Source organism: Herbaspirillum rhizosphaerae, assembly GCF_001189965.1.
Taxonomy (GTDB): Bacteria; Pseudomonadota; Gammaproteobacteria; order Burkholderiales; family Burkholderiaceae_D; genus Herbaspirillum; species Herbaspirillum rhizosphaerae.
Map to the genome: position 1 here is coordinate 108895 of NZ_LFLU01000010.1, position 21388 is coordinate 130282.

Here is a 21388-nt window from a genome sequence, read left to right on the forward strand (position 1 = left end):
ACCTGGTTTGCCAATGTCGCCAATCCGGCAAATGCCTACGATGGCGTCAATGCGGCATACGGAATTCCCCGTCGCCGCCTCACTTGGAGCGCAACGCATGCCAGATTCTTTAGAACACGGACCAGTAACGGACACACTGAATCGCCTTTTCAGGGAAGCCGAAGAGGCCGATCGCAACTTGATGGCGCAGTTCACCGATGGCGAGTCGTCGGAGTTGCAGATCGAAAAAGCCGTTGCGGAGCATATCGCTGCGGAGACCCGGGATCTCCTCGGCTTCTATCATGGCTATGCCGACAATTTCCTCAACGTGACGCAAGAATACGGTCGCTTCCTTTATCAATGCGCGCGCATGCGCGGAGCCAAGCGCATCGTCGAGTTCGGAACTTCCATGGGAATTTCGACGATATACCTGGCTGCGGCTCTCCGCGACAATGGGGGCGGCCATTTGACCGGCACTGAACTGGAACCGGCCAAGGCAGCGCGTGCGCGCGCCAACCTGCAGGCGGCGGGATTGGCCGGCCTGGTGGATATTCGTGAAGGCGACGCCCGCGATACATTGGCTGATATGGATGGCGCAGTGGATTTGGTGTTGCTGGACGGCGCCTTCAGCCTCTACTTGCCGGTGCTGCAACTGATCGAGCCACATCTGACGTCCGGAGCGGCGGTCCTGGCTGAAAATGCCTTCGATCATGGCAATGCTTATCTGACCTATGTTCGTGATCCCGCTAACGGTTACCGCTCGCAGGCGCTGGCGATCAACGAAGGGCGCGGAAATGAGTTCAGCGTGCGCACGCATTGATCGCCACCGGCGAGGCCTTGAGGCGAATGACGCCTTGCCGGTGGCCGACACCCGAACGCGGCGTCAATCCAGTGTATCAAGCGCATCCGCAAACTTGCGCATGAGGCGCACCAATTCATCCATCTCGGTTTGCTCCCAGGAAGCGAAGATTTTCTTGCCTATGCGTTCGCGCGCGGCGTCGACCAGGTCGGTCATTCCCTTTCCCTTGGCGGTGACCGAGGCCATGCGAATCCGGCGATCGGCGGCGCTGCTTTCTCTGCGCACCAGTCCCAGTTCTTCCAGTTTCGAAACCTGGCGGCTGACGGTGGTGTAGTCGCGCCCGACGCGGTCTGCAATCTCCACCACACCGATAGGCCCCAGCTTTTCTATTCCGACGAGCAGGGGAAACAAGGCCCGGTCCAGGGGAATGCCTGCTTCCTTGATCATCGCCTCATCTCGCTGCGGGCGATTCATCGCACTCGCGATACTGATCAGCGTTCCGTGCAGAATCTTGAGTTGCGACGATATATGTGTATCTTGCACATTTTTATCTGATGACATACACTCTCCTAAGTTATGTGCATATTACACTTAAGAGGCCGATAATGCTTATGAATAAAGAAGTCGACGTATTGATCTGCGGAGCAGGCCCGACTGGCCTGACGCTGGCGCTTGTCCTGGCGCAACGGGGCGTTTCTTTCCGCCTCATTGAAAAAATGGAGGCGGCTTTTCACGGTTCGCGAGGAAAAGGCCTGCAACCTCGCACCCTGGAGATCTTTGAGGATGTGGGAATTCTCGAAAAAATCATGGCGGCAGGCGGACCCTATCCGCCGCAGCGCGAGTATCAGGATGACGGCAGCTGGCGTGACTCCCCGACTGCCGAGCAAAGGGCGCCGACAGCGTCGGAGCCCTATTCGATGCCGTGGATGGTGCCGCAGTTTTCAACCGAAGCGGCGATGCGCGCCAAACTCGGCGAGCTGGGCCATCAGGTGGAGTTCGGCTGCGAACTGATCGGACTGGAACCGCAAGCGCAAGGCGTCAACGCGCGCGTCACCGGCCAAGACGGGGAGCATTTGCTGCGCGCACGCTATGTGGTGGCGGCAGACGGCGGGCGCAGCTTTGTGCGCAGTCTGCTGGAGATCGATTTTCCCGGCAAGACGCTGGGCGTCAGGGCGGTGGTCGCGGACGTATCCTTGCAAGGCTTGAGCCGGGATGTCTGGCATCGCTTCAGCGGCGGTGCGCAAGAACGGCAAATTGCCTTGTGTCCTCTGGCCGGAACCGATCTGTTCCAATTGCAGGCGGCGCTGGCCGGCGACGAACAGCCGGACCTCTCCGCCGATGGTTTGACGAGAATGGTGTCGGAACGCACCGGCCGCACAGACATCGCCATCGTCGCCGTGCAATGGGCTTCGGTATTCCAGATGCATGCGCGACTGGCGCAACGATATCGCGTCGGTCGCGTCTTGCTGGCGGGAGATGCGGCGCACGTTCATCCGCCGACCGGCGGCCAGGGTCTCAACACGAGCGTGCAGGACGCCTACAACCTGGCGTGGAAACTTGCCGCCGTGCTGGCCGGTGCGGAAGAAACGCTGCTCGATACCTATGAAGAAGAGCGGCGTCCGATTGCCGCATCCATGCTGGGGTTGTCGACCAGACTGCTGGACGAAGCCAGGCGCGGCGAAATGCGCCGGGGAAGGGAAGTGCAGCAGCTCGACCTCGGGTATCCGGGATCATCGCTGGCCTTGGAAATGCCGGTGCGCCGGCAAGGACTGATGGCAGGGGACCGCGCGCCGGACGCGCCGGTCGCAACGCTCTCGGGTGCGCCGCGGCGTCTCTTCGAGCTGTTTCGCGGCACGCATTGGACCCTGATCGGATTTCACGTGCAGCCCGCGCGCGCACCGCAAGCTGATGACTTGCAGGTTCATCTCTTCGGACCCGGAGGAAACCTGGCGGACGTGAGCGGTCATTTCCGCGATGCCTACGGTCTCGAGAACGGTGACTGGGTGCTGGTGCGACCGGACGGTTACATCGGCGCGATTGTCGCCTCGGACAATCTGGAGGCGCTCATGAATTACCTGCAACGCGCAGGAGTATCAGCGCATCGGGAGGAGTAATTGCCTGCTCCTGGCGGCAAGAAAAAGCCCGTAGCAATACGGGCTTTGCGTGCTGACCGTCAAACCGGCCGGACGATCGTGCCGGCGCTGTCGCCGACCACCGTCGTCCACAAGCGCACCTGCCATTGCGTGACCACGCCGTTGAGCACATACGGATCCTTGTTGGCGAAATTCTCGGCAACCTCGGGCGAGTCGCCCTTGAACAGCAGCATGGCTTCATCTTCCGGATCGCTGAGCGCGCCGCCGAGGATCAGCTCGCCGCGCTCGGCCGCCTCCCACGCGAATTTGAGATGGTCGTTGCGGAACGGCAGTTTGACGGTCTTGCTGTCTTTGACGAAGCGGTAAAAAAGAACGTAGTGCATGTCGGCCTCTCTTCAGAATGATGCGATGCAATTGTATGTCGACTTGTCCCGGCAGTCGGATGTCGCCTGCGTTTATTCGAGCTGCTGCGCTCGACGCGAAGAGCCCTGGCGCCTCAGGTTGCGGAACCAGCGTTGTATCGGGGATTCAATCAGTTTGTAAGAGGCAACGCCTGCGCAAACGGTAAGCAGCGTGGCCAGCGCAATCAGCACCTCAGGGTCGAGGTGCGGATAGACGAGGTGAACAAGCTGTCCGCAAGCGGAGACAGTAAACACTTGTATCAGATAAATGGAGTAGGAGGCGTCGCCGAGCGTGACGATCCATTTGGGCAAGCCTCTGTCGCCTGCCGACGCCGCGCACCAGACAAGGAATGCCGACGGGACGCCAAGCCACAACAGGCGAAAATCCTGTTTCAGGATGACGACCAGAGCGGATGCGACGCCGATAAAGGCTACTTCTATCCATTCGACGCGCCTGTTTTTGACGATCTGGCCGATCACGATGCCGGCAAGGAATTCAAGCATGATCTGCGCCGTCAGGAAATTCGCAATCGGACCCGATGTCTGCATCAATGCACCCATGCCGACCAGGCATGAGATGGCCATGCAGACGGCGCGCCAACGGTGCCGCATGAGCAGCATCGAGGCCGCCGCGCTGATATAGAAAAACATTTCAAATTCAAGCGTCCAGCCGACATACAGGACAGGACTGGATTCGCCGAGAAACGAAACGAAGCCGAGCGACTCCGCCAGTTTGAGCCAGGTAAATTGCGCACTGGCCGAGCGATAGGCAAACGGTACGGCCAGCAGGGTCAAGATCCAGTAGATCGGGACGATGCGTTCAAGGCGGCGGCGGATGAACATCCCGGGTGGCGTATCGTCGTTGGCGTAATAGATGACAAAGCCGGAAATGACGAAAAACAAGTCCACGCCATACGTGCCGAACTTGAAGAAATCAATGAACCGCGATGGAAAATCGGAATATTTGGTCGTGGCGACCGATGCATGAAAGATCACGACGGCGATGGCGGCAATGGCGCGGAGTAACTGGATGTAGTTTAGTTTTTTGCTACTCATGATTTCCTCTGGGCCGAATTGTATCAGGACTCATGAGCAGCCCGACCGCGGCGGCGTCGTGCATCGGTGCGCCGGCCAGCTTGTCGCTCATTGGCGCGGCGGGCGCTGGTAACAGATATCCCATTGTTCTTCGGCCACCTGCACAAAACCATGTCGCTGGTAAAAGCGGTTGGCATCGCTCCCTTTCAGCGCGCCGACACGCAAGGCCAGGCCTGCGCTGTCCGCGTGATCGAAGATCGTCGCGAGCACCGCGCCGCCGATGCCTTTGCCCTGGTGTTCCGGAAGGATGTACAGATGATCCAGCAGCAAGTGATCCGCTTTCGTCTTGAGTACGACAAAGCCGACGCGGCGCGTTTCATGAAGTACAAAGCGCGTATCGGCGGGCGAAAATCCCGATTGAAGGCGCTCGCGCGCCCTGACCGGATCGAAGCGTCCGACGCGCTCCAGGCTTTCGCGCATGGCGGCGATGCGGATGCCGACCAGTTCGTCGAGGTCGGATGATGCTGTCGGCGCGAAACTGATGATGGGGGCGTCGTGTTGAGTCATGATTTCAAGAGCTTCGCGAGTTTCAATGCCGGTGCCGGTGGTGCGCATCCGGGTAGTGTGCATGCGAGTGCGTCAGGCCGAGGTGTTGATGCCTGTGGCGATGCGTGACGCCGGGTGCGACCGGGACGTCGTGTTCATGCAGATGGTGTTCATCGTGGCTGTGCTCGTGATCGTGTTCCATCTCGTCATGGCGATGTGTATGCGCGTGGCGTTCCGATAAATGCAGCCAGATGCCCCAGGCCATGAAGAGGCCGGCGACCACGAGTTGCGGCGTCAATCGTTCTCCGCTCAGCAGGGCCAGGCCGGCGCCGAAGAAGGGCGCGACGGAGAAGTAAGCGCCTGTCCGTGCGGTTCCCAGATGGCGCAGCGCTGCGACGAACAATGCAAGGCTGACGCCGTAAGCCAGAAAACCGACCAGCAAAGTGGCGCCGATCACGGGCGCTTCCGGAAAGTGCGCGCCGGACAGCAAGGCCAGCACCAGGTTGGTGCCGCCGGCGGCAAGGCCTTTGACCGAGGCAATCCAGGTGGCATCGTTGAGCGAGACTTTGCGCGTCAGATTATTGTCGAGCCCCCACGCAAGGCAAGCGCCGAGTACGGCCAGCATCGGCCACAGCGTGACCGCCCCGGTCTGCGCAGGCCAGCTCAGGATGACGGCGCCCACGACGATGGCGAGCATGCCGAGCATGATGCGCCGGTCGACGTTTTCCTTGAAGGCGAACCATGCCAGCAGTGCAGTGAACACACCCTCTGCATTGAGCAGCAGCGATGCGGAAGACGCCGGCATGCCGGTCAGCCCCATCATCAGCAACACCGGGGCGAGTACGCCGCCGCAGGCGATGGCGCCGGCAAACCACAGCAGCTCAGCGCGCGCCGGCACGACTTGCCTGGCGCCGCTGATCCGACGGTAGGTGGTCAACCCGAGGCCTGAACCGAGATAGAGCAGGGCGGCGATCATCCACGGCGAATTGTTCTTCAGCAGCATGCCGGCCAGCGGCGTAGCCGCGCCGAACAGCAATGCCGCAAGCAAGGCTGCCTGAGGACCGGATGAGGCGATGTTTTTCAATTTGCGCATGATGATTTTGCAGGCCGGTTGGAAGCAGATCTATTTTAATCCCTCGCCGGATGGCTCAAGTCAAGGCTCGCCCTTGCAGCCGGGTTGATCGAACAGCGCCGCCAATCCGCAAGCCGAGTGATACATGGCGTAGGTGCGATGGGCGACGTCCGGCACTTCCAGCAGGCGATGGCGTTGCGGCAATCGAGCGGCTTCAGCCGCGGCGTTGATATAGCGGAAATAAGCATGTCCGCGTTCCAGGCGAGTTGCGCCCTGGCTCTTGTAGCCGCAAGACAGGCCGAGCGCATCGGCGTTGGGATCGTTGTCGGCGGTGCCGAGCAGATACACGACATCGCGCTGCAGATAGTTCCTTTCCAAATCGGCGGGCGACACCGGCTGTTCCAGGTAAGTGGGCAGTTTGGAGGCGAAGCCGTTGTTCCATGTGCTCACGGCCGGACAGTTGGCACTGACGTCCGCGAAGCTGCCGTCCGGCTGCGGCCGCCTGTTGTCGAAGTACAGATAGGACGCCGGGTTGGCGACCACATAGCGCACGTGGATGTCGGCGCCGGCGAGATTCTGCATGGCGCGTCCGGCGACTGCGTAGCGCTGCACGAACTGGCCGCCGGCCGAGTGGCCGGCCAGCACGACGTCTTTCAGATTGGGAAACAGCCGGCGATCGGCCAAGCGCGCAAAGAGCGCGTCCATCACGGCGAAGGTGCTGATCGGCGCGGGCGATCTGGCATCGTAGCCTTGCTGCCATCCGCTTTCCTGCCACAGCAAGGTGGCGGCGGAGAGGTGATGAGCGGCAGCGTCGGTTGCGGTAAGAAATTGCGGCGTGATCAGGAGCGTATGGGCGGCGAGGGCGCCGGCACGTCGCTGCAGGTCCTTGTCGGCGTCGACGTCGCGGCGCGGCCAGCCGTGAATGATGATGACGGCGCGCGTGATATCTGTTTGCGCAAATTGCCAGTCGCGCGAGACGCGTATCGGTATGTCGCCTGCGCCCCTTATCGTTTGTACATGAAAGCGATCTTGCAGCACCATCGGCACCGGGCTGTTGACGACGTCGATTTCCGCCGCGTCGGCGGCGTGCAGGAGCGATACGCAGAACATCATCCTTGGTATCAGCATATGAAGCCTGCGGATGAGCAGCATGCATTTTCCTTTCTCCTCGCTACGCGCAAGTTTGTGGCAGTGGGGCAAGAGGCGCATTGTCGCATTCCGCCTCATCGCGAGGCTGACATTTCGCTGAACTTTCTGCTCCTGCCCATCGGCTCCGTATCCGGCGTAAACAGCCTGTTTACCGGCCTATTTCCTCGGTTGCAGTTTAATGGGTCGTCGGGTAACATCAGCCGACTAGCGCGCTGGTGATTTCAATAGAATGATCCGCCGCGATGCGTCATTTTCATGATGACACGAGGTTGGTCTGAGGCAATAAAAAATAATCCTCAGGCAAACGAATCAACGAACAACGAATGCCGATAGCCAGCAAGTCATCAGCAAGCCATAAAACGGATGTACACGGATGCACACTGATGCACGCGAAGGGGGCCGTATTTCTGTCATTGTTATCGCCGGGGGGGCGGTGATCCGCCGCCGCTTTGTCCGTATTGCTTGCGCCTGCAGTCTGTTGCTTGCGGCGTTGATGCCGGGTGCGGCCAGCGCCGGCGGTCCCGATTGTTCCCGTCCTTATACCCTCGCCCTGCATGATCACGGCCTGTTGTACTCCGCCGATACCGATACCGGCATCGACAAGGACTTCGCCGACGAACTGATTCGCCGCAGCGGCTGCAAGGTCGGCGTGAGCCTGATGTCGCGTGCGCGCATCTGGCAACTGATCGAATCGGGCGCGCTCGACTTCAGCCTGTCGGGCATCGCCAATCCGGAGCGCCGCCGCTTTGCCTCATTCGCCTGGTACTTCAGCAACAAGTACTACCTGCTGGTGCGCAAGGATGCCAACATGCGCCAACTGGCGGAATTCGAACGCAGCGAAAAATTCCGCCTCGGCGTGATCCGCAGTTTCCGCTACAGCGACTCGGCCAATCGCCTGGTCGACACGCTGACGGCGGCCAATCGCGTCACGCAGGCCGGCGGTCTCGATCCGCTGTACAAGGCGCTGCTGGCCAATCGCATCCAGGGCATGATCATGGAACCCTTCGACTATCCGGTGGTGGAAGAGAAACATATCCGCGACGTGACGTCGATCATTGAATTCAACGATCCCTCGGTGCCGCACGGTCTCATCATGTCCAAAAAAGCCTTGTCGGAGCCGGAGCGCGACAAGTGGCGCGCGCTGGTCAACGAGATGCGCGCCGACGGCACCATCCGTCGCATTTTTGAAAAATATTTCTCGCCGTCGCTGGCCGCGACGATGGTCGAATTCCAGGCGGAGCCGTGAACTGGATCCGGCAAATCTTGCTGCCGCTGGCGATCATGATCGCCGGCTTCAGTGTGACGTGGCTGGCCTGGGATCACGAGCGCCAGGCGTCGCAGAAAGAGCTGCGCGCGCAGTTTGATTTTTCCCTGCGCGATGCCGTCAGCCGCGTCGAGCAGCGCATCGCCAGTTACGAGCAGATGCTGCATGGCGTGCAAGGGCTGATCGTCGCCTCCGGCAATTTCGATCGCACGGCTTTTCACGACTACGTCAATTCCTTGAATCTGGACGCCAACTTTTCCGGCATCCAGGCCATCGGCGCCGAAGAGTGGTTGCCGGGCAGCGACAAGACCGCTCACATCGCGCGCATGCATCAACTCGGCTATGCCGACTATGCCATCCGTCCGGAAGGCGAGCGCTCGGACTACGCGCCCATCATCATGCGCGAGCCCTATGTCGGCTACAACCGCGCGCCGTTCGGCTTCGACCCCTGGTCCGAGAGCAAACGGCGGCGTGCGATGGAGAAAGCGCGCGACTCGGGTATGGCCGCCATTTCCGGCAAGGTCAATCTGGATATCGACAATGGCGCCAGGGCGCAACCGAGTTTCCTCATGTACCTGCCGCTCTTTGCGCGCGGCATGCCGCAATCGACCATTGCCGAGCGCCGCGCCAATCTGATCGGCTGGGTGCACGCCTCGTTCCGCATGAGCGACGTGATCGCCAGCCTGTACGGCGAGCAGCCGATGGCCGTGGCGTTTTCCATTTACGACGGCGTGGAGCCGGCGCCGGAGGCGTTGCTGTATCGCTCCGTCGGTTCCGACGCGGCGGCGAGCGGCAAGGACATGATTTCTGCCACCGAGTACCTGGTCGTGGCCGGTCACAACTGGACCCTCACCATGAATACGCTGGACGACTTCAATGCCCGTTTCGGCCGCAATGCCGAGGCGCAGACGGCCGTCACCGGCATCGGGCTGACCTTGCTGCTGGCGTTGCTGGCGTGGGCGCTGATGTCCAGCCGCCGCCGTGCGATTCGCCTGGCGGGCAAGATGACGCAGGAATTGCGCATCAGCGAAGAACAGTTCCGCGCCATCGCCGACTGCACCGTCAACTGGGAAGTCTGGTGGGGCATGGACGGCAAGCCGCGCTGGGTCAATCCCTCGGTCAAGGAATACACCGGTTACACGGTCGACGAGTGCATGGCGATGGACGATTTCCGCTCGCAGATCATCTACGCCGAAGATCTGCCGCGCGTGGCACCCGAGCTGGACAAGGGCTTGCGCGGCGAACGCGGCGACGATCTTGAATTCCGCTGCGTGCGCAAGGACGGCACGCTGTTCTGGGTGTCGGCCTCCTGGATTCCCATCACCGATGCCAATGGCGCGCTGGCAGGCTGTCGCACCAGCGGCCGCGACATTACCGAGCGCAAGCAGGTCGAAGCCGAGTTGCGCATCGCCGCCGTGGCTTTCGATTCCCTCGAAGGCATCATGGTCACGGATGCCGAAAGCCGCATCCTGCGCGTCAACAACGCCTTCGCCAAGATGACCGGTTATTCCGCCGCAGAGATCATCGGCCAGACGCCCGACGTGCTGCGTTCGGATCGCCACAGTCCGCAGTTCTACGACGAGATCTGGGAAACCGTGCAACGCTTCGGCGGTTGGCAGGGCGAAGTCTGGACCCGTCGCAAGAACGGCAAGGTCTATCCGGAATGGCTGACCATCTCGGCAGTCAAGAGCGACCATGGCAGCACCACGCATTACGTCGGCACGCATCACGACATCACCGAGCGCAAGATCGCCGAAGAGCGCATCAAGGAGCTGGCCTTCTTCGACGCGCTGACGCGCCTGCCGAACCGCACGCTGCTGCTGGACCGCCTCAAGCAGGCCATCGCCGTGAGTGCACGCAACAAGACCTGCAGCGCCTTGCTGTTCATTGACCTCGATCACTTCAAGACCCTCAACGACACCCTCGGCCACGACAAGGGCGACCTGCTGCTCAAGCAGGTGGCGCAGCGCCTGGCATTGAGCGTGCGCACCAACGATACCGTGGCGCGCGTGGGCGGCGACGAATTCGTGGTGGTGCTGGAAAGCCTGCACAAGAGTCCGCAGGAAGCCGCCAGCCAGACCAAGGCCATCGGTGAAAAAATCCTCAGCGTGCTGGATGAGCCGTATCAATTGGAAGACGTTGAATACCGCGCCACCGCCAGCGTCGGTGCGACCATCTTCAGCGGTCGCCAGGCATCCATCGACGAACTGCTCAAGCAGGCCGACCTGGCCATGTACAAGTCCAAGGAAACCGGCCGCAACGCCATGAGTTTCTTCGATCCCGCCATGCAGACCGTGGTGCTGGAACGCGCCGCGCTGGAAGCCGGTTTGCGCAAGGCCATCGAAGGCGGGCAACTGGTGCTGCACTACCAGGCGCAGGTGGTCGAAGGCGGCCGCGTGACCGGCGCCGAAGTGCTGGTGCGCTGGCAGCATCCGCAACGCGGCACGGTGCCGCCGGGCGATTTCATCCCGCTGGCCGAAGAGACCGGGCTCATCCTCTCGCTCGGCAACTGGGTCATGGAAACCGCCTGCGTCCAGCTGGCGCTGTGGGCTAAACGGGTCGAGACCGCGCATCTGACGATCGCGGTCAACGTCAGCGCGCAGCAGTTCCGCGAAAGCGATTTCGTCGAGACGGTTTCCGGCATCATCGCCAGGACCGGCGCCAATCCCAAGCGCCTCAAGCTGGAGCTGACCGAGAGCCTGCTGGTCGACAACGTTGAAGACATCATCCAGAAGATGTACGCGCTCAAGGCCAAGGGCGTCGAGTTCTCGCTGGACGACTTCGGTATCGGTTACTCGTCTTTGTCCTACCTCAAGCGCTTGCCGCTGAACCAGCTTAAAATCGACCAGTCGTTTGTGCGCGATGTTCTCGTCGACCCTAACGATGCCTCCATCGCCAAGACCATTGTTGCACTCGCGCAAAGTCTGGGACTGGGAGTCATCGCCGAGGGCGTCGAGACCGATGCGCAACGCAGTTTCCTGGCCGATGCAGGGTGCCACGCCTATCAAGGCTACTTCTTCTGCCGGCCGTTGCCCCTGGAAGATTTTGAAAAATTCGTCCAGGAAGTCGATCCCATACTGGAGTAATTTTTTATGTCCGCATTGTCTGCATTCCCTATTGACGCCAAATGGCCGGCGCAGCATCCTGAGCGCATCCAGCTGTATTCGCTGCCGACGCCCAACGGCGTCAAGGTCTCCATCATGCTGGAAGAAACCGGTCTCGCTTACGAGCCGCATCTGGTCAGCTTTGAAACCAACGACCAGTTCTCGCCGGAATTCCTCTCGCTCAACCCCAACAACAAAATCCCCGCGATCATCGATCCGGACGGCCCCGGCGGCAAGCCGCTGAGCCTGTTCGAATCGGGCGCGATCCTGCTGTACCTGGCGGAGAAGAGCGGCAAGTTCCTGTCGCAGGATCCGGCTGAGCGTTATCAGACAATCCAGTGGCTGATGTTCCAGATGGGCGGCATCGGCCCGATGTTCGGCCAGCTCGGTTTCTTCCACCGTTTCGCCGGCAAGGAATTCGAAGACAAGCGTCCGCGCGACCGTTACGTCGCCGAATCCCGCCGTCTGGTCGGCGTGCTCGATCAGCGTCTGGCCGATCGCGAATGGGTGATGGGCGACTACAGCATCGCCGACATCGCAATCTTCCCGTGGGTGCGCAATCTGGTGGGTTTCTATGAAGCGGGCGAGCTGGTCGGCTTCAAGGATTTCCCTCATGTGGCGCGCGCACTGGCGGCGTTTGTGGCGCGTCCGGCCGTGATCAAGGGACTGGCGATTCCCGCGCGCGGCTGATCGCAAGCCGCTGCAATAGCAAACCTGCGTGGCCGGCCCTGATCAGGGCCGGCCATTTTTTCGTCTGCAGTCTGCGTTTCCGCAGGCACTCTTCCCCAAGTCTTACAAGCAAACAAGGCGTCTTCTTATGCCGCCGGCCGCAGGTTGTCCGTACGCTATGGTCGAGGCGCGGGTTTTGCGCCGCTTTGCATGCTTTGCATTTCCACCCAGTAGCGAGAAGTCAAAAAACATTCTTCATAGGCTCGCGAATGAGACACCCGATAGCACGGTACATCCTGACCGGCTTGCTGGCGATACTGATACTCGCCGCGGCCCTCCTCCTCTTTGTTGCGGTCTTCGACTGGAACCTGGCGCGGCCCTTCATCAATCGCGAGGTGTCGTCGCTCACCGGCCGCGACTTTGCTATCCAGGGCGACCTCAAGGTCCGCTTTCGCCAGGGCCTGCGCACCGAACACGGCTGGCGGCGCTACGTGCCGCGGCCGCTGATCAGCGCCGGCGACGTGCATCTTTCCAATCCATCATGGAGCAGCGCCGGGCCGCAGATGTTTGTCGCGCACCGCGTCGATATCGCACTGCATCCGCTCGACCTGTTGCGCAAGACCGTGGTGCTGACCGATGTCGTGCTGGACGCGCCCGCCGTCGCGCTGGAACGCCGCGCCGACGGCAGCAATAGCTGGACCTTCAGGCAGGATTCGTCAGGACCGTCGGCCTGGAGTGTCGAAGTGCAGCGCCTGGCGTTTTCCGGCGGCACCGTGCGCTACGTCGACGGCGTGATCGCGCTCGATTTGCAGGCGAAGATATCGTCGATTGCCGACAAGGTCGACGATGCGCAGGCGCGGCAAGCCGCTGCCGCAGTAAAAGCCGAAGTACAGGCCGCTGCGCCCTCCGGGGCAGTGCAAAAATTCGGCCTGCAGTTCGAGTTGGGCGGCACCTATCGCAAGGCCAAAGTCAGCGGATCCGGCAAGGCCGGCGCCGTCATGACGCTGGAGCGGGATCACACTGTCTATCCGATCCAGGTCCAGGCACAGCTCGGTGAAAACGAGATCGGCGTCGAAGGAACGCTCACCGATCCGCGGTCCTTGTCGGGCATCGATCTGCAATTGACGCTGGGCGGCTCCAGCATGGCCAACCTGTATCCGCTGACCGGCGTGCTGTTGCCGGAGACCCCTCCTTACGCCACCCGCGGCCGCCTGCTCGGCAAGAAGGACGGCGACATCTGGAACTGGACCTATCAGAACTTCACCGGCACCGTCGGCAGCAGCGATCTGGCCGGAACGGTGCAATACCTGCCGCGTCAGCCGCGGCCTTTGCTGCGCGGCGAAGTGACGTCGCAGCAATTGCGTCTGCAGGATCTCGGCCCCGCCGTGGGCGCCGACAGCAACGCGCAAAAACAGGCGCGCGGAAAAGCCGCGGTGCAGCCGGACGACAAGGCGCTGCCGGTCGAACAATTCAATACCGAAAAATGGGGCGCGCTCGACGCTGACGTCACCTTCAAAGGCAAGAAGCTGGTGCGCAGTGAAAACATTCCCTTGCACGACATCGTCGCCGAGATCCACATGAAGGACAAAGTGTTGAGCCTGACGCCGCTCAACTTCGGTATGGCCGGCGGCAACGTCACTTCCAACATCTCGCTCGACGGCCGCGAAAAAAACATCAGCGCGCAAGTCAAGCTGGCGGCGCGCCGGCTGCAGGTGCGGGAACTGTTTCCTGCGCTGCAATCCATGAGCGCGAGCTTCGGTGAAGTCAACGCCGACGCTGCGCTCACCGGCCACGGCAATTCCGTCTCGGCGATGCTGGGCTCGTCCAACGGCGAGCTGGGCGCGGTGGTCAGCGAAGGCTCGGTCAGCAAATTCATACTCGAAGCGGCGGGGCTGAACGTCGCCAATGCCGTGTTCGCCAAAGTGTTCGGCGACAAGCAGGTGCATCTCAACTGCATGGCCAGCGATTTCGAGGTGAAAGACGGCCGCGCCGGCATTCGCCAGTTCCTGGTGGACACCGACGATGCGCGGGTCGACGTGACCGGCGATATTGACCTCGCCAGGGAATTGCTCAACCTCGACGTGCGGCCCAAGACCAAGGGCGTGCGCATCTTCTCGCTGCGTACGCCGCTGTACGCCAGGGGCAGCTTCAAGCATCCCGACGTCGGTCCCTATAAAGGTCCGCTGGCGCTGAAGGCCGGCGCCGCTGCTGCCCTGGCTGTCGCTTCCCCGCTGGCGGCGTTGCTGCCGCTGGTCAACATGGGTAATGTCAAGGACGCCGACTGCGCCGGCGCGCTGGCCAGGGCAACGCAGACGCGCGCCGATCCCAAATCGGAACCGACCGCCGCACCCGCCAAACCGGTCACGCAAGGCGAAGTGCAAAAGTCGCAGCAAGAGAAAAAACAGGAGTAGCGATGGAAGGCCGCGATCATCCGCAACAAGCATCCTCCCGGCAAGCGGCGATGCCGATGTCGGCGACGGAAAAACATATCCTGATCGGCGCCGCTGCCGTCACGGTGCTGGGCGTGTTGCTGGGGCGTCGTCGCCGGAGCAGGAATCGCGACAGGAGCAAGACCGGAACCGCGGCAGCAGTCGTGCCGCCGGCAGTGCAAGCTCCGCCGCCCCGGCATTCCTTCTTGCAGCCCGACGCCAGGCTCATGCACGATTTGCTGCCGGTGCTGACCAGCGCCTTGTCGATGCTCGCATCATGGCGCGCCAAACGTCAGCAGCAAGACGCGCAGGAGCATGCCAGAAAAGCAGTGACGCTGGCGACCGAGATCGAAGCCAAGGCCGCACAGCTGCCCGCAAAGCAAGACAAGCTGCTGGACGCCGACGTGGTCAGGATCATGCCCGGCAACCGCGTGCAGGTGGCATGGCAATTGTGCCGCGCCGCCGTCAATGCGTGGCTGGACGATTTCGCGCCGAGCATGGGCGCGGCGATTGCCTACTACACGGCGTTTTCGATCGCGCCGGTGCTGATCATCGCGATCGCCATTGCCGGTATGATTTTCGGCAAGGATGCAGCGCAGGGAGAAATCGTCTGGCAGATTCGCAGCATCGTGGGAGAAGAGGGCGCCATTGCCGTGCAGGGTTTGCTGCGCTCGGTCAGCGTGTCGTCCGACAGCGTCATCGCCACCACGCTGAGCGTCATTACATTGGTGATCGGCTCCACGGCGGTGTTTGCCGAGCTGCAAAATGCGCTCGACCGCATCTGGCGTACGCCGGCGGTCGTGCGGAGCAACGGCGTCTGGCTGTTGATCCGCACGCGGCTGTTGTCGTTCGGCCTGATACTCGGCCTCGGTTTCATGCTGATGGTATCGCTGGTGGTCAGCGCTGCGCTGGCGGCGCTGAGCAAGTGGTGGGGCGGGTGGATCGAGGGCTGGGAAATCTTCATGCAGGTGCTGAATCTGCTGATTTCCTTCGGGGTGTTTACCGCGCTGTTTTCGGCAATCTACAAATTCATGCCGCGCGCCAATTTGTCGTGGCACGACGTGCGGATCGGTGCGGTAGCCACCACCGTCCTGTTCCTGATCGGCAAGTCGCTGATCGGTTTGTACCTGGGGCGCACCGGCATGAGTTCCGGCTTCGGCGCCGTCGGCTCATTTGCCTTGCTGCTGGCCTGGATTTATTACTCGTCGCAGATATTCTTGCTGGGCGCAGAATTTACCTGGATCTACGCCAACAATTTCGGTTCGCGGGCGAAGCGGCAGACCCGCGCGGAAAAGGCTCAGGAGGCCTGAGCTTCCATGTCGCGGACGCTTGTTTCCGTTGTTGCTGTGGTTGCTATCGCCGGCGACAGCTGTGAGGTGTCGGCCTTGAAGACCTGATCGATCACTTCCATGCATTCTTTCGCGGCGGCAAGGTAGTCGTATTCGCCGGGTGTGCCGTTGGACAGGCTTGCCAGTTTGCGGGCGCGGCGTACCGATTCCAGCGCATCTTCGCGCGTCAGGTAATTCTTCCTTACCAGCAATGCCAGGATGTCGAGCGTTACTGCATAGTTGGCGATGCAATAGCTGAGCGAAATATCGTTGCTGGTCTCGTTGCTGGTGGCGTTCATCGTTGGCTCCGTTGAGGATGTCGTTGGGGGATGGACTGAAGTGTAGGGTGATCGAATTGACAACGGTATCAGGAATTTCCTTAACTGCGCGCCGGCAAAAACCTCCCCCGGTCGGCGCGTTGCCGGAACGCATCCCCCGCCTGTTTAAAAAATGCGTTCTACAATACCCGCATGGCAATCTCTCATCCCCTGACTTTTCGCACCTATGGCGGCGACGGCGTCCTGCATCGGCACGAGCACGTCCAGATCGTCTTGCCCATGCAAGGGGAGATGGAAATCGAAGTCGACGGCCGCGGCGACAGGCTCGACGTTGCACGCGCTGCTTTCGTGGCGCCTGATACCAGCCATGTGCAATCGGCCAGCGGCAAGAATCGTTTCCTGATTCTCGATTGCGATCTCGCTGACATCGGCGACGACGATGCCGAGCGCTTGCGACGGCAGACTTTCTTGCCGATCCCGGCAGCGGTGCGGCGCCTGCTCGATTTCATTGATCTCAGCATCGGCGCGGATCGGCCCGTCGGTCAATTGCCGGATACGGTGGCGCGTCATTGCACGCCGCTGCTGCTCGCTGCATTGACCGCCATGCCGCAACGCGCGTCGCGTCTGCAAGCCTTGTTGCGCCGGATCGAAGCGGCGCCGGGACGCCTCTGGACGGCGGCGGCGATGGCGCGTGTCGCCAATCTCAGCGTCAGCCGCCTGCATGCCTTGTTCAAGGCCGAGCTGCAACAGACGCCGCAAGAGTGGTTGTCCGATCTGCGCCTGCGTCTGGTGCAGGAAGCGCTGGTCGAATCCGACGTGCCGCTGGCCGAGCTGGCCTTGCGCGCCGGCTATTCCGATCAGAGCGCCCTGACGCGCGCCATGCGCCGCACCACCGGCCTGACGCCCGCTGCATATCGAAAACAGCATCGCCAGTAGCCTCGGCCTATTTTTGGCGAGGGGCGGTCAATACATCGTCGCGCCGTTTCACTATCCTGCATGGCAATAGTGAAACGAGGTGCAGCATGCAAAACAAGATCAAAACGCAGGGCAGGATTTTTCTTGGCGTCGGCAACGGCGTCGCCGCCGGTGCGTTCTGGGGGCTGGTGTTCCTGGCGCCGCAGGTGCTGGGCAATTTCAGCGCACTGCAATTGTCGGCGGCGCGCTATCTGGCTTACGGCCTGGTCGCGGTCTTGCTGCTGCTGCCGCGTTGGCGCACGCTGACGGCGCGTCTCGGTCGCGACGAATGGATCGCACTGGTCTACCTGAGCTTGCTCGGCAACATTCTGTATTACCTCTTCCTCGCCAGCGCCGTGCAATGGGCGGGCGGCGCCTCGACCTCGCTGATCATCGGCCTGCTGCCGGTGGTGGTGAGCGTGATCGGCGCGCGCGATGAGGGCGCGCTGAAACTGAGCGCCTTGCTGCCGCCGATGGCGCTCTGCCTGTTCGGCGTCGGCCTGGTCGGTATCGAAGCCCTGTCGGCGGAAAGCGCCGGAGGCGATGTCGCCACGCGCGCTGCGGGTTTGCTGTGCGGTTTCGGCGCGCTGGCGTCGTGGTCGGCCTATTCGGTGCGCAACAGCCGCTGGCTGGCGCGCCGCCCTGATATTTCCTCGCACGACTGGTCGCTGCTGACCGGCATCGTCACCGGCGCGCTGGCGCTGATGCTGGTGATCCCGGCGTTTTCGCACGGCATGGAAGGGCATGACGGCGCCGACTGGCTGCGCTTCTGGGGTGTGGCGGCGACCGTGGCGATCTTCGCGTCGGTGGTCGGCAACGCCTTCTGGAACCGCGCCAGCCGCCTGCTGCCGCTGACGCTGAGCGGCCAGATGATCATCTTTGAAACGCTGTTCGCCTTGCTCTACGGGTTTCTGTGGGAACAGCGCCTGCCGACCCGGCTGGAACTGCTGGCGATCGTCTGCCTGGTCGGCGGGGTGCTGTGGTGCGCGTCGCTGCACCGGGAGCCGGCGGCGACAGCGGCACAGGCATAGCGCGCAGATGTTTTCTTTTTTGCAATAGTGGTGAGGCGCGGACGCATCGTGCGTTTTTTTGGACTCCCTTGCGCCTGCGGTAACTGATAACATCGGTGGATTGCGCCCATAAATGTCCGGCGCCGATTGAAAACGGACCCCTATGGCTAACTTCATTGATCCCATCGATTTCGAAGCTCTGAAACAAGACGACACGCTGCCGTCGCCCAGCGGCGTGCGCCTCAACATCATGCGCATGTGCCGCCAGGAGGATGTCTCCCTGCCGGAACTGGTGACCCAGATCCAGACGGATCCGGTGCTGGCCGGGCGCATCATCAAGATCGGCAACGGCGCCTCCATCAACAAGGGGCGGCCGATTGTGGCGATCAGCAAGGATGTCTTGCTGATGATCGGCTTGCATGCCGTGCGCCAGCTGGCGCTGGCAATTTCTCTGACCACCGAGCGGCGCGATGACGGTTGTCCCGGCTTCGATTACGCCGCATTCTGGGCGCGTACGGTGGCGATGGCCTGTGCCTCGCAGGCGCTGGCCGATTACTACGGCGATGCGCCGCCGAGCGAAATGTTCGCCAGCGGGCTGTTGGCCAACATCGGCCGGCTCGGCCTGGCATCGGCGCGTCCGGATGCCTATTCGGCGCTGCTGGGCGAAGATGTCGGCCCTGAACAATTCCGGGCTGCGGAAAAAGCACGCTTCGGCTACGACCATCTGGAACTGGCTGCGGCAATGATGCAGGATTGGGATATCCCGCGCCTGTTTTGCGAGGCGGTGTTGCATCACGAAGTGCCGGAGCAGTCAGGCTTGCACGACGAGTCGCGCCAACTGCGGCTGGCCCAGATGCTGCACGTGGCGGGCGCGGTGGCCGACTACTGCGTGGCCGCCGAGCCGAATCGTCTGGCCGCGCTGCAGGCTTTGCTGGATGCGGGATTGCCCCTGGCCGGCGAGGTCGATCACGTCATCGCGATCTGCGACCGCACCGTCCGCGACTGGATCGAGTGGGGCTCGATGGTCAAGATCGCCACGCATCCGATGCCGCCCACGCGCGACGTCATGCAGCAGTTGCTGGAACAGCCGCCGGAGTAAGCGCGGCACTATGCCTTTATTGCTCGCCTGTGCGCTGCAGTTCCGGATACATGGCCAGCGCCAGCAGGCATAAGGTTTCCACCGCATCGGCTTGCGCCATGTCGTGTATCACCGGGCGCTGATGCAGGAGCCGCGCGCAGGACGCATTGACGGTCAGCTCGCGCGCGAACAGGCCGGCCATGTTGTCCAGCCATCGATCGAGTCCGCCGTGCGGCAGGTTCTTTTCCTCCTCTTTTCCTCCATGCAGCCAGATGTGCGTCGCGGCGCTCGCCAGGCGGCGCGACAAGGCCACGCTGATGCGTGCCTGATGGGTCTTCTTGCTATCCATGTCCTGTTCGCGCAGCAGACGCTGCAACAGCAATCCGTTTTCGATGTTGACGACGCAGGCGGCGCGGCGATGTGCGTGCATCTGCGCCGTATCGTGGGTCGCATGGTGGGACGCATCCAGTGCGCTGCGCAGATAGGCGAGGTTGATGCCTATCATCTGCGACAGGCTGCGATGCAGGTTGGCTTCCTGCCGGCGCGGCCACAGCAGGTAGGTCGCGACAATCGCCACGACAGCGCCGATGACGTTGTTGCCGGCGCGCAGCAGCGCGTTGCTCAGCTGCTGTTGCGGGTCGCCGGCGACATCGGCCACCAGCACGAAAACCGGCGTCAGGAAGGTCGCATACAGGCCGTAACTGACAGGGCGCAATCCCATCGCCAGCAGCGACAGCGGAAACACCAGCAAGGCCAGCGCCAGCGGCGAATGGATCACGAGGCACAACAGCACCGCCAATACCCCGCCGACAATGCTGCCGACTGCGCGTTCCATGCTGCGCGACCAACTGTCGGCGATGGACGGCTGCATGACCAGCATGGTCGCCATCGTCGCCCAGTAGCCGAACGGCAGCGCCAGCAGATGCACGATCAGGTAGGTGGCCCCGGCCGCCACGGCGCAGCGCAGCGCGTGTCGTACTTCGGCCGAACCGGTCTGCAGATGCGAAGTGGCGACGCGCAGCATGTCTACGGCGTTGTCGCGCCAGGCCGGCGTCGCAGGCGCTTCGCGTGCCGCGCGTTTCCAGTCGGCCAGCGCGGCCAGGCCGGCGGCGTCGTGCAGATCCGGCAGCTGCAGCATCCGCGCCGCCTTCGAGGGCATGCGTCCGATCAGCTGGCGCAGCCGCAGCACGGCGCGCGCATCGTCGGCGCTGCCGATGGCGTGGCGGGATACGACAAGGCTGCGCTGGATTTCTGCCAGCAGCAAGGCCATTGCCTGCAGCACGCGGCCCAGGCGCAAGCGTGAGGCCGGCGTCGCATAAGCCGACAGGTGCAGGTCGCCGAGCATCGTGATGCAGTCGAGCAGCGCATCGGCGCGCGCCAGTTTGATCAGCAGGTTTTCATAGAGCGGTCGGACGTCGGCGCGCTCGGCGGCAATCGCCATCAAGCTCGTCTTTGCCGCTGCGATGTCGGCGCGCGTATGGCGGCGTGTCTGGGCAGCGTTTTCTTCCTGAAATCCCGGATCGGCGGCGTGACGGCCGGCGACGCGGGCCAGCTCGGCCAGCGAACCGTAGACGCGGCCGACCGCGTGGCGCGCCGGTGCAAACGGATGGATGCGCCAGACCGTCAGACCCAGGCAGGCGGCCCAGGCGCAGCCGGCAAAATAGATCAGGATGTGGCTGTGTTGCATCGGCCACAGCACGATAGGGAAATCCGCAAGGATGGCCGATACGCCGGCCGCCAGCATCAGCACAAGGCCGGTCGCCGCGCCGTAGATGCGGGCGAAACCTGCGATGCCCGCGCAACACATGATGGCCAGCAAGCCGACCGGCATGCCCATGCCGGACAAGGTCGCGGCAAACACGCCGCCCACTGTGGAGGCGACGGCAAAGCCGCCCATGGAGGCCAGGCGGGCGCGATTCGATCCGGCGCTGTCGGCCAGGCAGGTCAGGAAGGCGCCGATGGCGGCCCAGGAAAACAATGGGTTGTGCAGCCATTCGCCCAGCATCAGCATGGTGCCGGCGCCGAACGCGGCGCGCAGTCCCTCAGGCAGGCTGGCGTTGCGCAAAGGAAAAGCGGCGGCCCAGCGGCGCAGGGGCAGGAAGCTGGCGTGGGAAGCGAAATGGCGAAGAAGACGCGGCATGCTGGCGAAGGGCGGTAGCCGTAAAGGAGCCAAAGGGAGATGGCTGTCTTCGCAGTATAG

18 protein-coding genes are annotated in these 21388 nt (G+C 62.3%); 10 read left to right on the forward strand and 8 right to left on the reverse strand.

Annotation, left to right across the window (positions count from 1 at the left end):
• Window positions 1-97 precede the first annotated feature (97 nt).
• Window positions 98-799, forward strand: coding sequence for an O-methyltransferase (locus AKL25_RS14890; protein ID WP_050478477.1), 702 nt, complete (start codon window positions 98-100; stop codon window positions 797-799).
• A gap of 63 nt (window positions 800-862) precedes the next feature.
• Here the strand turns inward: AKL25_RS14890 and AKL25_RS14895 are convergent, their stop codons facing one another.
• Window positions 863-1339: a MarR family winged helix-turn-helix transcriptional regulator gene (locus AKL25_RS14895; RefSeq protein ID WP_050478478.1), complete on the reverse strand. Its 477-nt coding sequence runs from the start codon at window positions 1337-1339 to the stop codon at window positions 863-865.
• A gap of 50 nt (window positions 1340-1389) precedes the next feature.
• Here AKL25_RS14895 and AKL25_RS14900 point away from each other — a divergent pair, with 50 nt between their 5' ends.
• Window positions 1390-2892 (forward strand): FAD-dependent oxidoreductase, encoded by a 1503-nt coding sequence (locus AKL25_RS14900; RefSeq protein WP_240475755.1) that lies wholly within the window; start codon window positions 1390-1392, stop codon window positions 2890-2892.
• A 59-nt stretch (window positions 2893-2951) separates the two neighbouring features.
• Here the strand turns inward: AKL25_RS14900 and AKL25_RS14905 are convergent, their stop codons facing one another.
• The 5 genes from AKL25_RS14905 to AKL25_RS14925 form a co-directional block, all read right to left on the reverse strand.
• Window positions 2952-3254: a YciI-like protein gene (locus tag AKL25_RS14905; RefSeq protein ID WP_050478480.1), complete on the reverse strand. Its 303-nt coding sequence runs from the start codon at window positions 3252-3254 to the stop codon at window positions 2952-2954.
• Between the two features lie 72 nt (window positions 3255-3326).
• Window positions 3327-4328 (reverse strand): acyltransferase family protein, encoded by a 1002-nt coding sequence (locus AKL25_RS14910; RefSeq protein ID WP_050478481.1) that lies wholly within the window; start codon window positions 4326-4328, stop codon window positions 3327-3329.
• 87 nt (window positions 4329-4415) lie between these two features.
• Complete coding sequence (locus AKL25_RS14915) at window positions 4416-4874, reverse strand: GNAT family N-acetyltransferase (RefSeq protein WP_050478554.1); 459 nt, start codon at window positions 4872-4874, stop codon at window positions 4416-4418.
• 22 nt (window positions 4875-4896) lie between these two features.
• Complete coding sequence (locus tag AKL25_RS14920) at window positions 4897-5946, reverse strand: DMT family transporter (RefSeq protein ID WP_050478482.1); 1050 nt, start codon at window positions 5944-5946, stop codon at window positions 4897-4899.
• A gap of 60 nt (window positions 5947-6006) precedes the next feature.
• A complete protein-coding gene (locus tag AKL25_RS14925; protein ID WP_050478483.1) occupies window positions 6007-7053 on the reverse strand; it encodes a hypothetical protein in 1047 nt (348 codons plus the stop codon).
• A 514-nt stretch (window positions 7054-7567) separates the two neighbouring features.
• On the opposite strand from AKL25_RS14925, the gene AKL25_RS14935 reads away from it, so the two are divergent.
• The 5 genes from AKL25_RS14935 to AKL25_RS14955 all read left to right on the forward strand — a co-directional run bounded on the left by AKL25_RS14935 (window position 7568) and on the right by AKL25_RS14955 (window position 15850).
• Entirely contained in the window at window positions 7568-8320 is a 753-nt protein-coding gene (locus tag AKL25_RS14935) for a substrate-binding periplasmic protein (protein ID WP_240475759.1), read from the forward strand.
• Window positions 8317-11424 (forward strand): bifunctional diguanylate cyclase/phosphodiesterase, encoded by a 3108-nt coding sequence (locus AKL25_RS14940; protein ID WP_050478486.1) that lies wholly within the window; start codon window positions 8317-8319, stop codon window positions 11422-11424. Before AKL25_RS14935 ends, AKL25_RS14940 begins: the two co-directional genes overlap by 4 nt.
• 6 nt (window positions 11425-11430) lie before the next feature.
• Complete coding sequence (locus AKL25_RS14945; RefSeq protein ID WP_050478487.1) at window positions 11431-12132, forward strand: glutathione S-transferase N-terminal domain-containing protein; 702 nt, start codon at window positions 11431-11433, stop codon at window positions 12130-12132.
• A 248-nt stretch (window positions 12133-12380) separates the two neighbouring features.
• The gene (locus AKL25_RS14950; RefSeq protein WP_083444725.1) at window positions 12381-14522 is read left to right on the forward strand and encodes an AsmA family protein; all 2142 of its coding nucleotides are present in this window, start codon (window positions 12381-12383) and stop codon (window positions 14520-14522) included.
• A 2-nt stretch (window positions 14523-14524) separates the two neighbouring features.
• Window positions 14525-15850, forward strand: a complete 1326-nt coding sequence (locus AKL25_RS14955; RefSeq protein WP_240475756.1) for a YihY/virulence factor BrkB family protein — start codon at window positions 14525-14527, stop codon at window positions 15848-15850.
• On the opposite strand, the gene AKL25_RS14960 is transcribed toward AKL25_RS14955, so the two are convergent.
• Window positions 15838-16167 carry a hypothetical protein gene (locus AKL25_RS14960; RefSeq protein ID WP_050478488.1) on the reverse strand — a complete coding sequence of 110 codons (330 nt, stop codon included), beginning with the start codon at window positions 16165-16167 and terminating at the stop codon, window positions 15838-15840. The genes AKL25_RS14955 and AKL25_RS14960 overlap by 13 nt on opposite strands.
• Before the next feature lie 171 nt (window positions 16168-16338).
• On the opposite strand from AKL25_RS14960, the gene AKL25_RS14965 reads away from it, so the two are divergent.
• The 3 genes from AKL25_RS14965 to AKL25_RS14975 all read left to right on the forward strand — a co-directional run bounded on the left by AKL25_RS14965 (window position 16339) and on the right by AKL25_RS14975 (window position 19209).
• Entirely contained in the window at window positions 16339-17082 is a 744-nt protein-coding gene (locus AKL25_RS14965) for a helix-turn-helix domain-containing protein (RefSeq protein WP_050478489.1), read from the forward strand.
• An 86-nt stretch (window positions 17083-17168) separates the two neighbouring features.
• Complete coding sequence (locus AKL25_RS14970; protein ID WP_050478490.1) at window positions 17169-18131, forward strand: DMT family transporter; 963 nt, start codon at window positions 17169-17171, stop codon at window positions 18129-18131.
• Window positions 18132-18273: 142 nt separating this feature from the next.
• On the forward strand, window positions 18274-19209 hold the full coding sequence (locus AKL25_RS14975; protein WP_050478491.1) for an HDOD domain-containing protein: 936 nt from the start codon (window positions 18274-18276) through the stop codon (window positions 19207-19209).
• Between the two features lie 16 nt (window positions 19210-19225).
• On the opposite strand, the gene AKL25_RS14980 is transcribed toward AKL25_RS14975, so the two are convergent.
• A complete protein-coding gene (locus tag AKL25_RS14980; RefSeq protein ID WP_083444726.1) occupies window positions 19226-21328 on the reverse strand; it encodes an FUSC family protein in 2103 nt (700 codons plus the stop codon).
• Window positions 21329-21388: the final 60 nt, after the last annotated feature.

What these genes read in the sequence shown, in the direction of transcription:
- AKL25_RS14900 (WP_240475755.1), top strand. Translation starts at nt 1,390, where the DNA reads ATGAATAAAGAAGTCGACGTATTGATCTGCGGAGCAGGCCCGACTGGC.
- AKL25_RS14910 (WP_050478481.1), bottom strand. Translation starts at nt 4,328, where the DNA reads ATGAGTAGCAAAAAACTAAACTACATCCAGTTACTCCGCGCCATTGCC.
- AKL25_RS14905 (WP_050478480.1), bottom strand. Translation starts at nt 3,254, where the DNA reads ATGCACTACGTTCTTTTTTACCGCTTCGTCAAAGACAGCAAGACCGTC.
- AKL25_RS14935 (WP_240475759.1), top strand. Translation starts at nt 7,568, where the DNA reads ATGCCGGGTGCGGCCAGCGCCGGCGGTCCCGATTGTTCCCGTCCTTAT.
- AKL25_RS14960 (WP_050478488.1), bottom strand. Translation starts at nt 16,167, where the DNA reads ATGAACGCCACCAGCAACGAGACCAGCAACGATATTTCGCTCAGCTAT.
- AKL25_RS14925 (WP_050478483.1), bottom strand. Translation starts at nt 7,053, where the DNA reads ATGCTGATACCAAGGATGATGTTCTGCGTATCGCTCCTGCACGCCGCC.
- AKL25_RS14965 (WP_050478489.1), top strand. Translation starts at nt 16,339, where the DNA reads ATGGCAATCTCTCATCCCCTGACTTTTCGCACCTATGGCGGCGACGGC.
- AKL25_RS14890 (WP_050478477.1), top strand. Translation starts at nt 98, where the DNA reads ATGCCAGATTCTTTAGAACACGGACCAGTAACGGACACACTGAATCGC.
- AKL25_RS14980 (WP_083444726.1), bottom strand. Translation starts at nt 21,328, where the DNA reads ATGCCGCGTCTTCTTCGCCATTTCGCTTCCCACGCCAGCTTCCTGCCC.
- AKL25_RS14945 (WP_050478487.1), top strand. Translation starts at nt 11,431, where the DNA reads ATGTCCGCATTGTCTGCATTCCCTATTGACGCCAAATGGCCGGCGCAG.
- AKL25_RS14950 (WP_083444725.1), top strand. Translation starts at nt 12,381, where the DNA reads ATGAGACACCCGATAGCACGGTACATCCTGACCGGCTTGCTGGCGATA.
- AKL25_RS14915 (WP_050478554.1), bottom strand. Translation starts at nt 4,874, where the DNA reads ATGACTCAACACGACGCCCCCATCATCAGTTTCGCGCCGACAGCATCA.
- AKL25_RS14895 (WP_050478478.1), bottom strand. Translation starts at nt 1,339, where the DNA reads ATGTCATCAGATAAAAATGTGCAAGATACACATATATCGTCGCAACTC.
- AKL25_RS14920 (WP_050478482.1), bottom strand. Translation starts at nt 5,946, where the DNA reads ATGCGCAAATTGAAAAACATCGCCTCATCCGGTCCTCAGGCAGCCTTG.
- AKL25_RS14955 (WP_240475756.1), top strand. Translation starts at nt 14,525, where the DNA reads ATGGAAGGCCGCGATCATCCGCAACAAGCATCCTCCCGGCAAGCGGCG.
- AKL25_RS14970 (WP_050478490.1), top strand. Translation starts at nt 17,169, where the DNA reads ATGCAAAACAAGATCAAAACGCAGGGCAGGATTTTTCTTGGCGTCGGC.
- AKL25_RS14975 (WP_050478491.1), top strand. Translation starts at nt 18,274, where the DNA reads ATGGCTAACTTCATTGATCCCATCGATTTCGAAGCTCTGAAACAAGAC.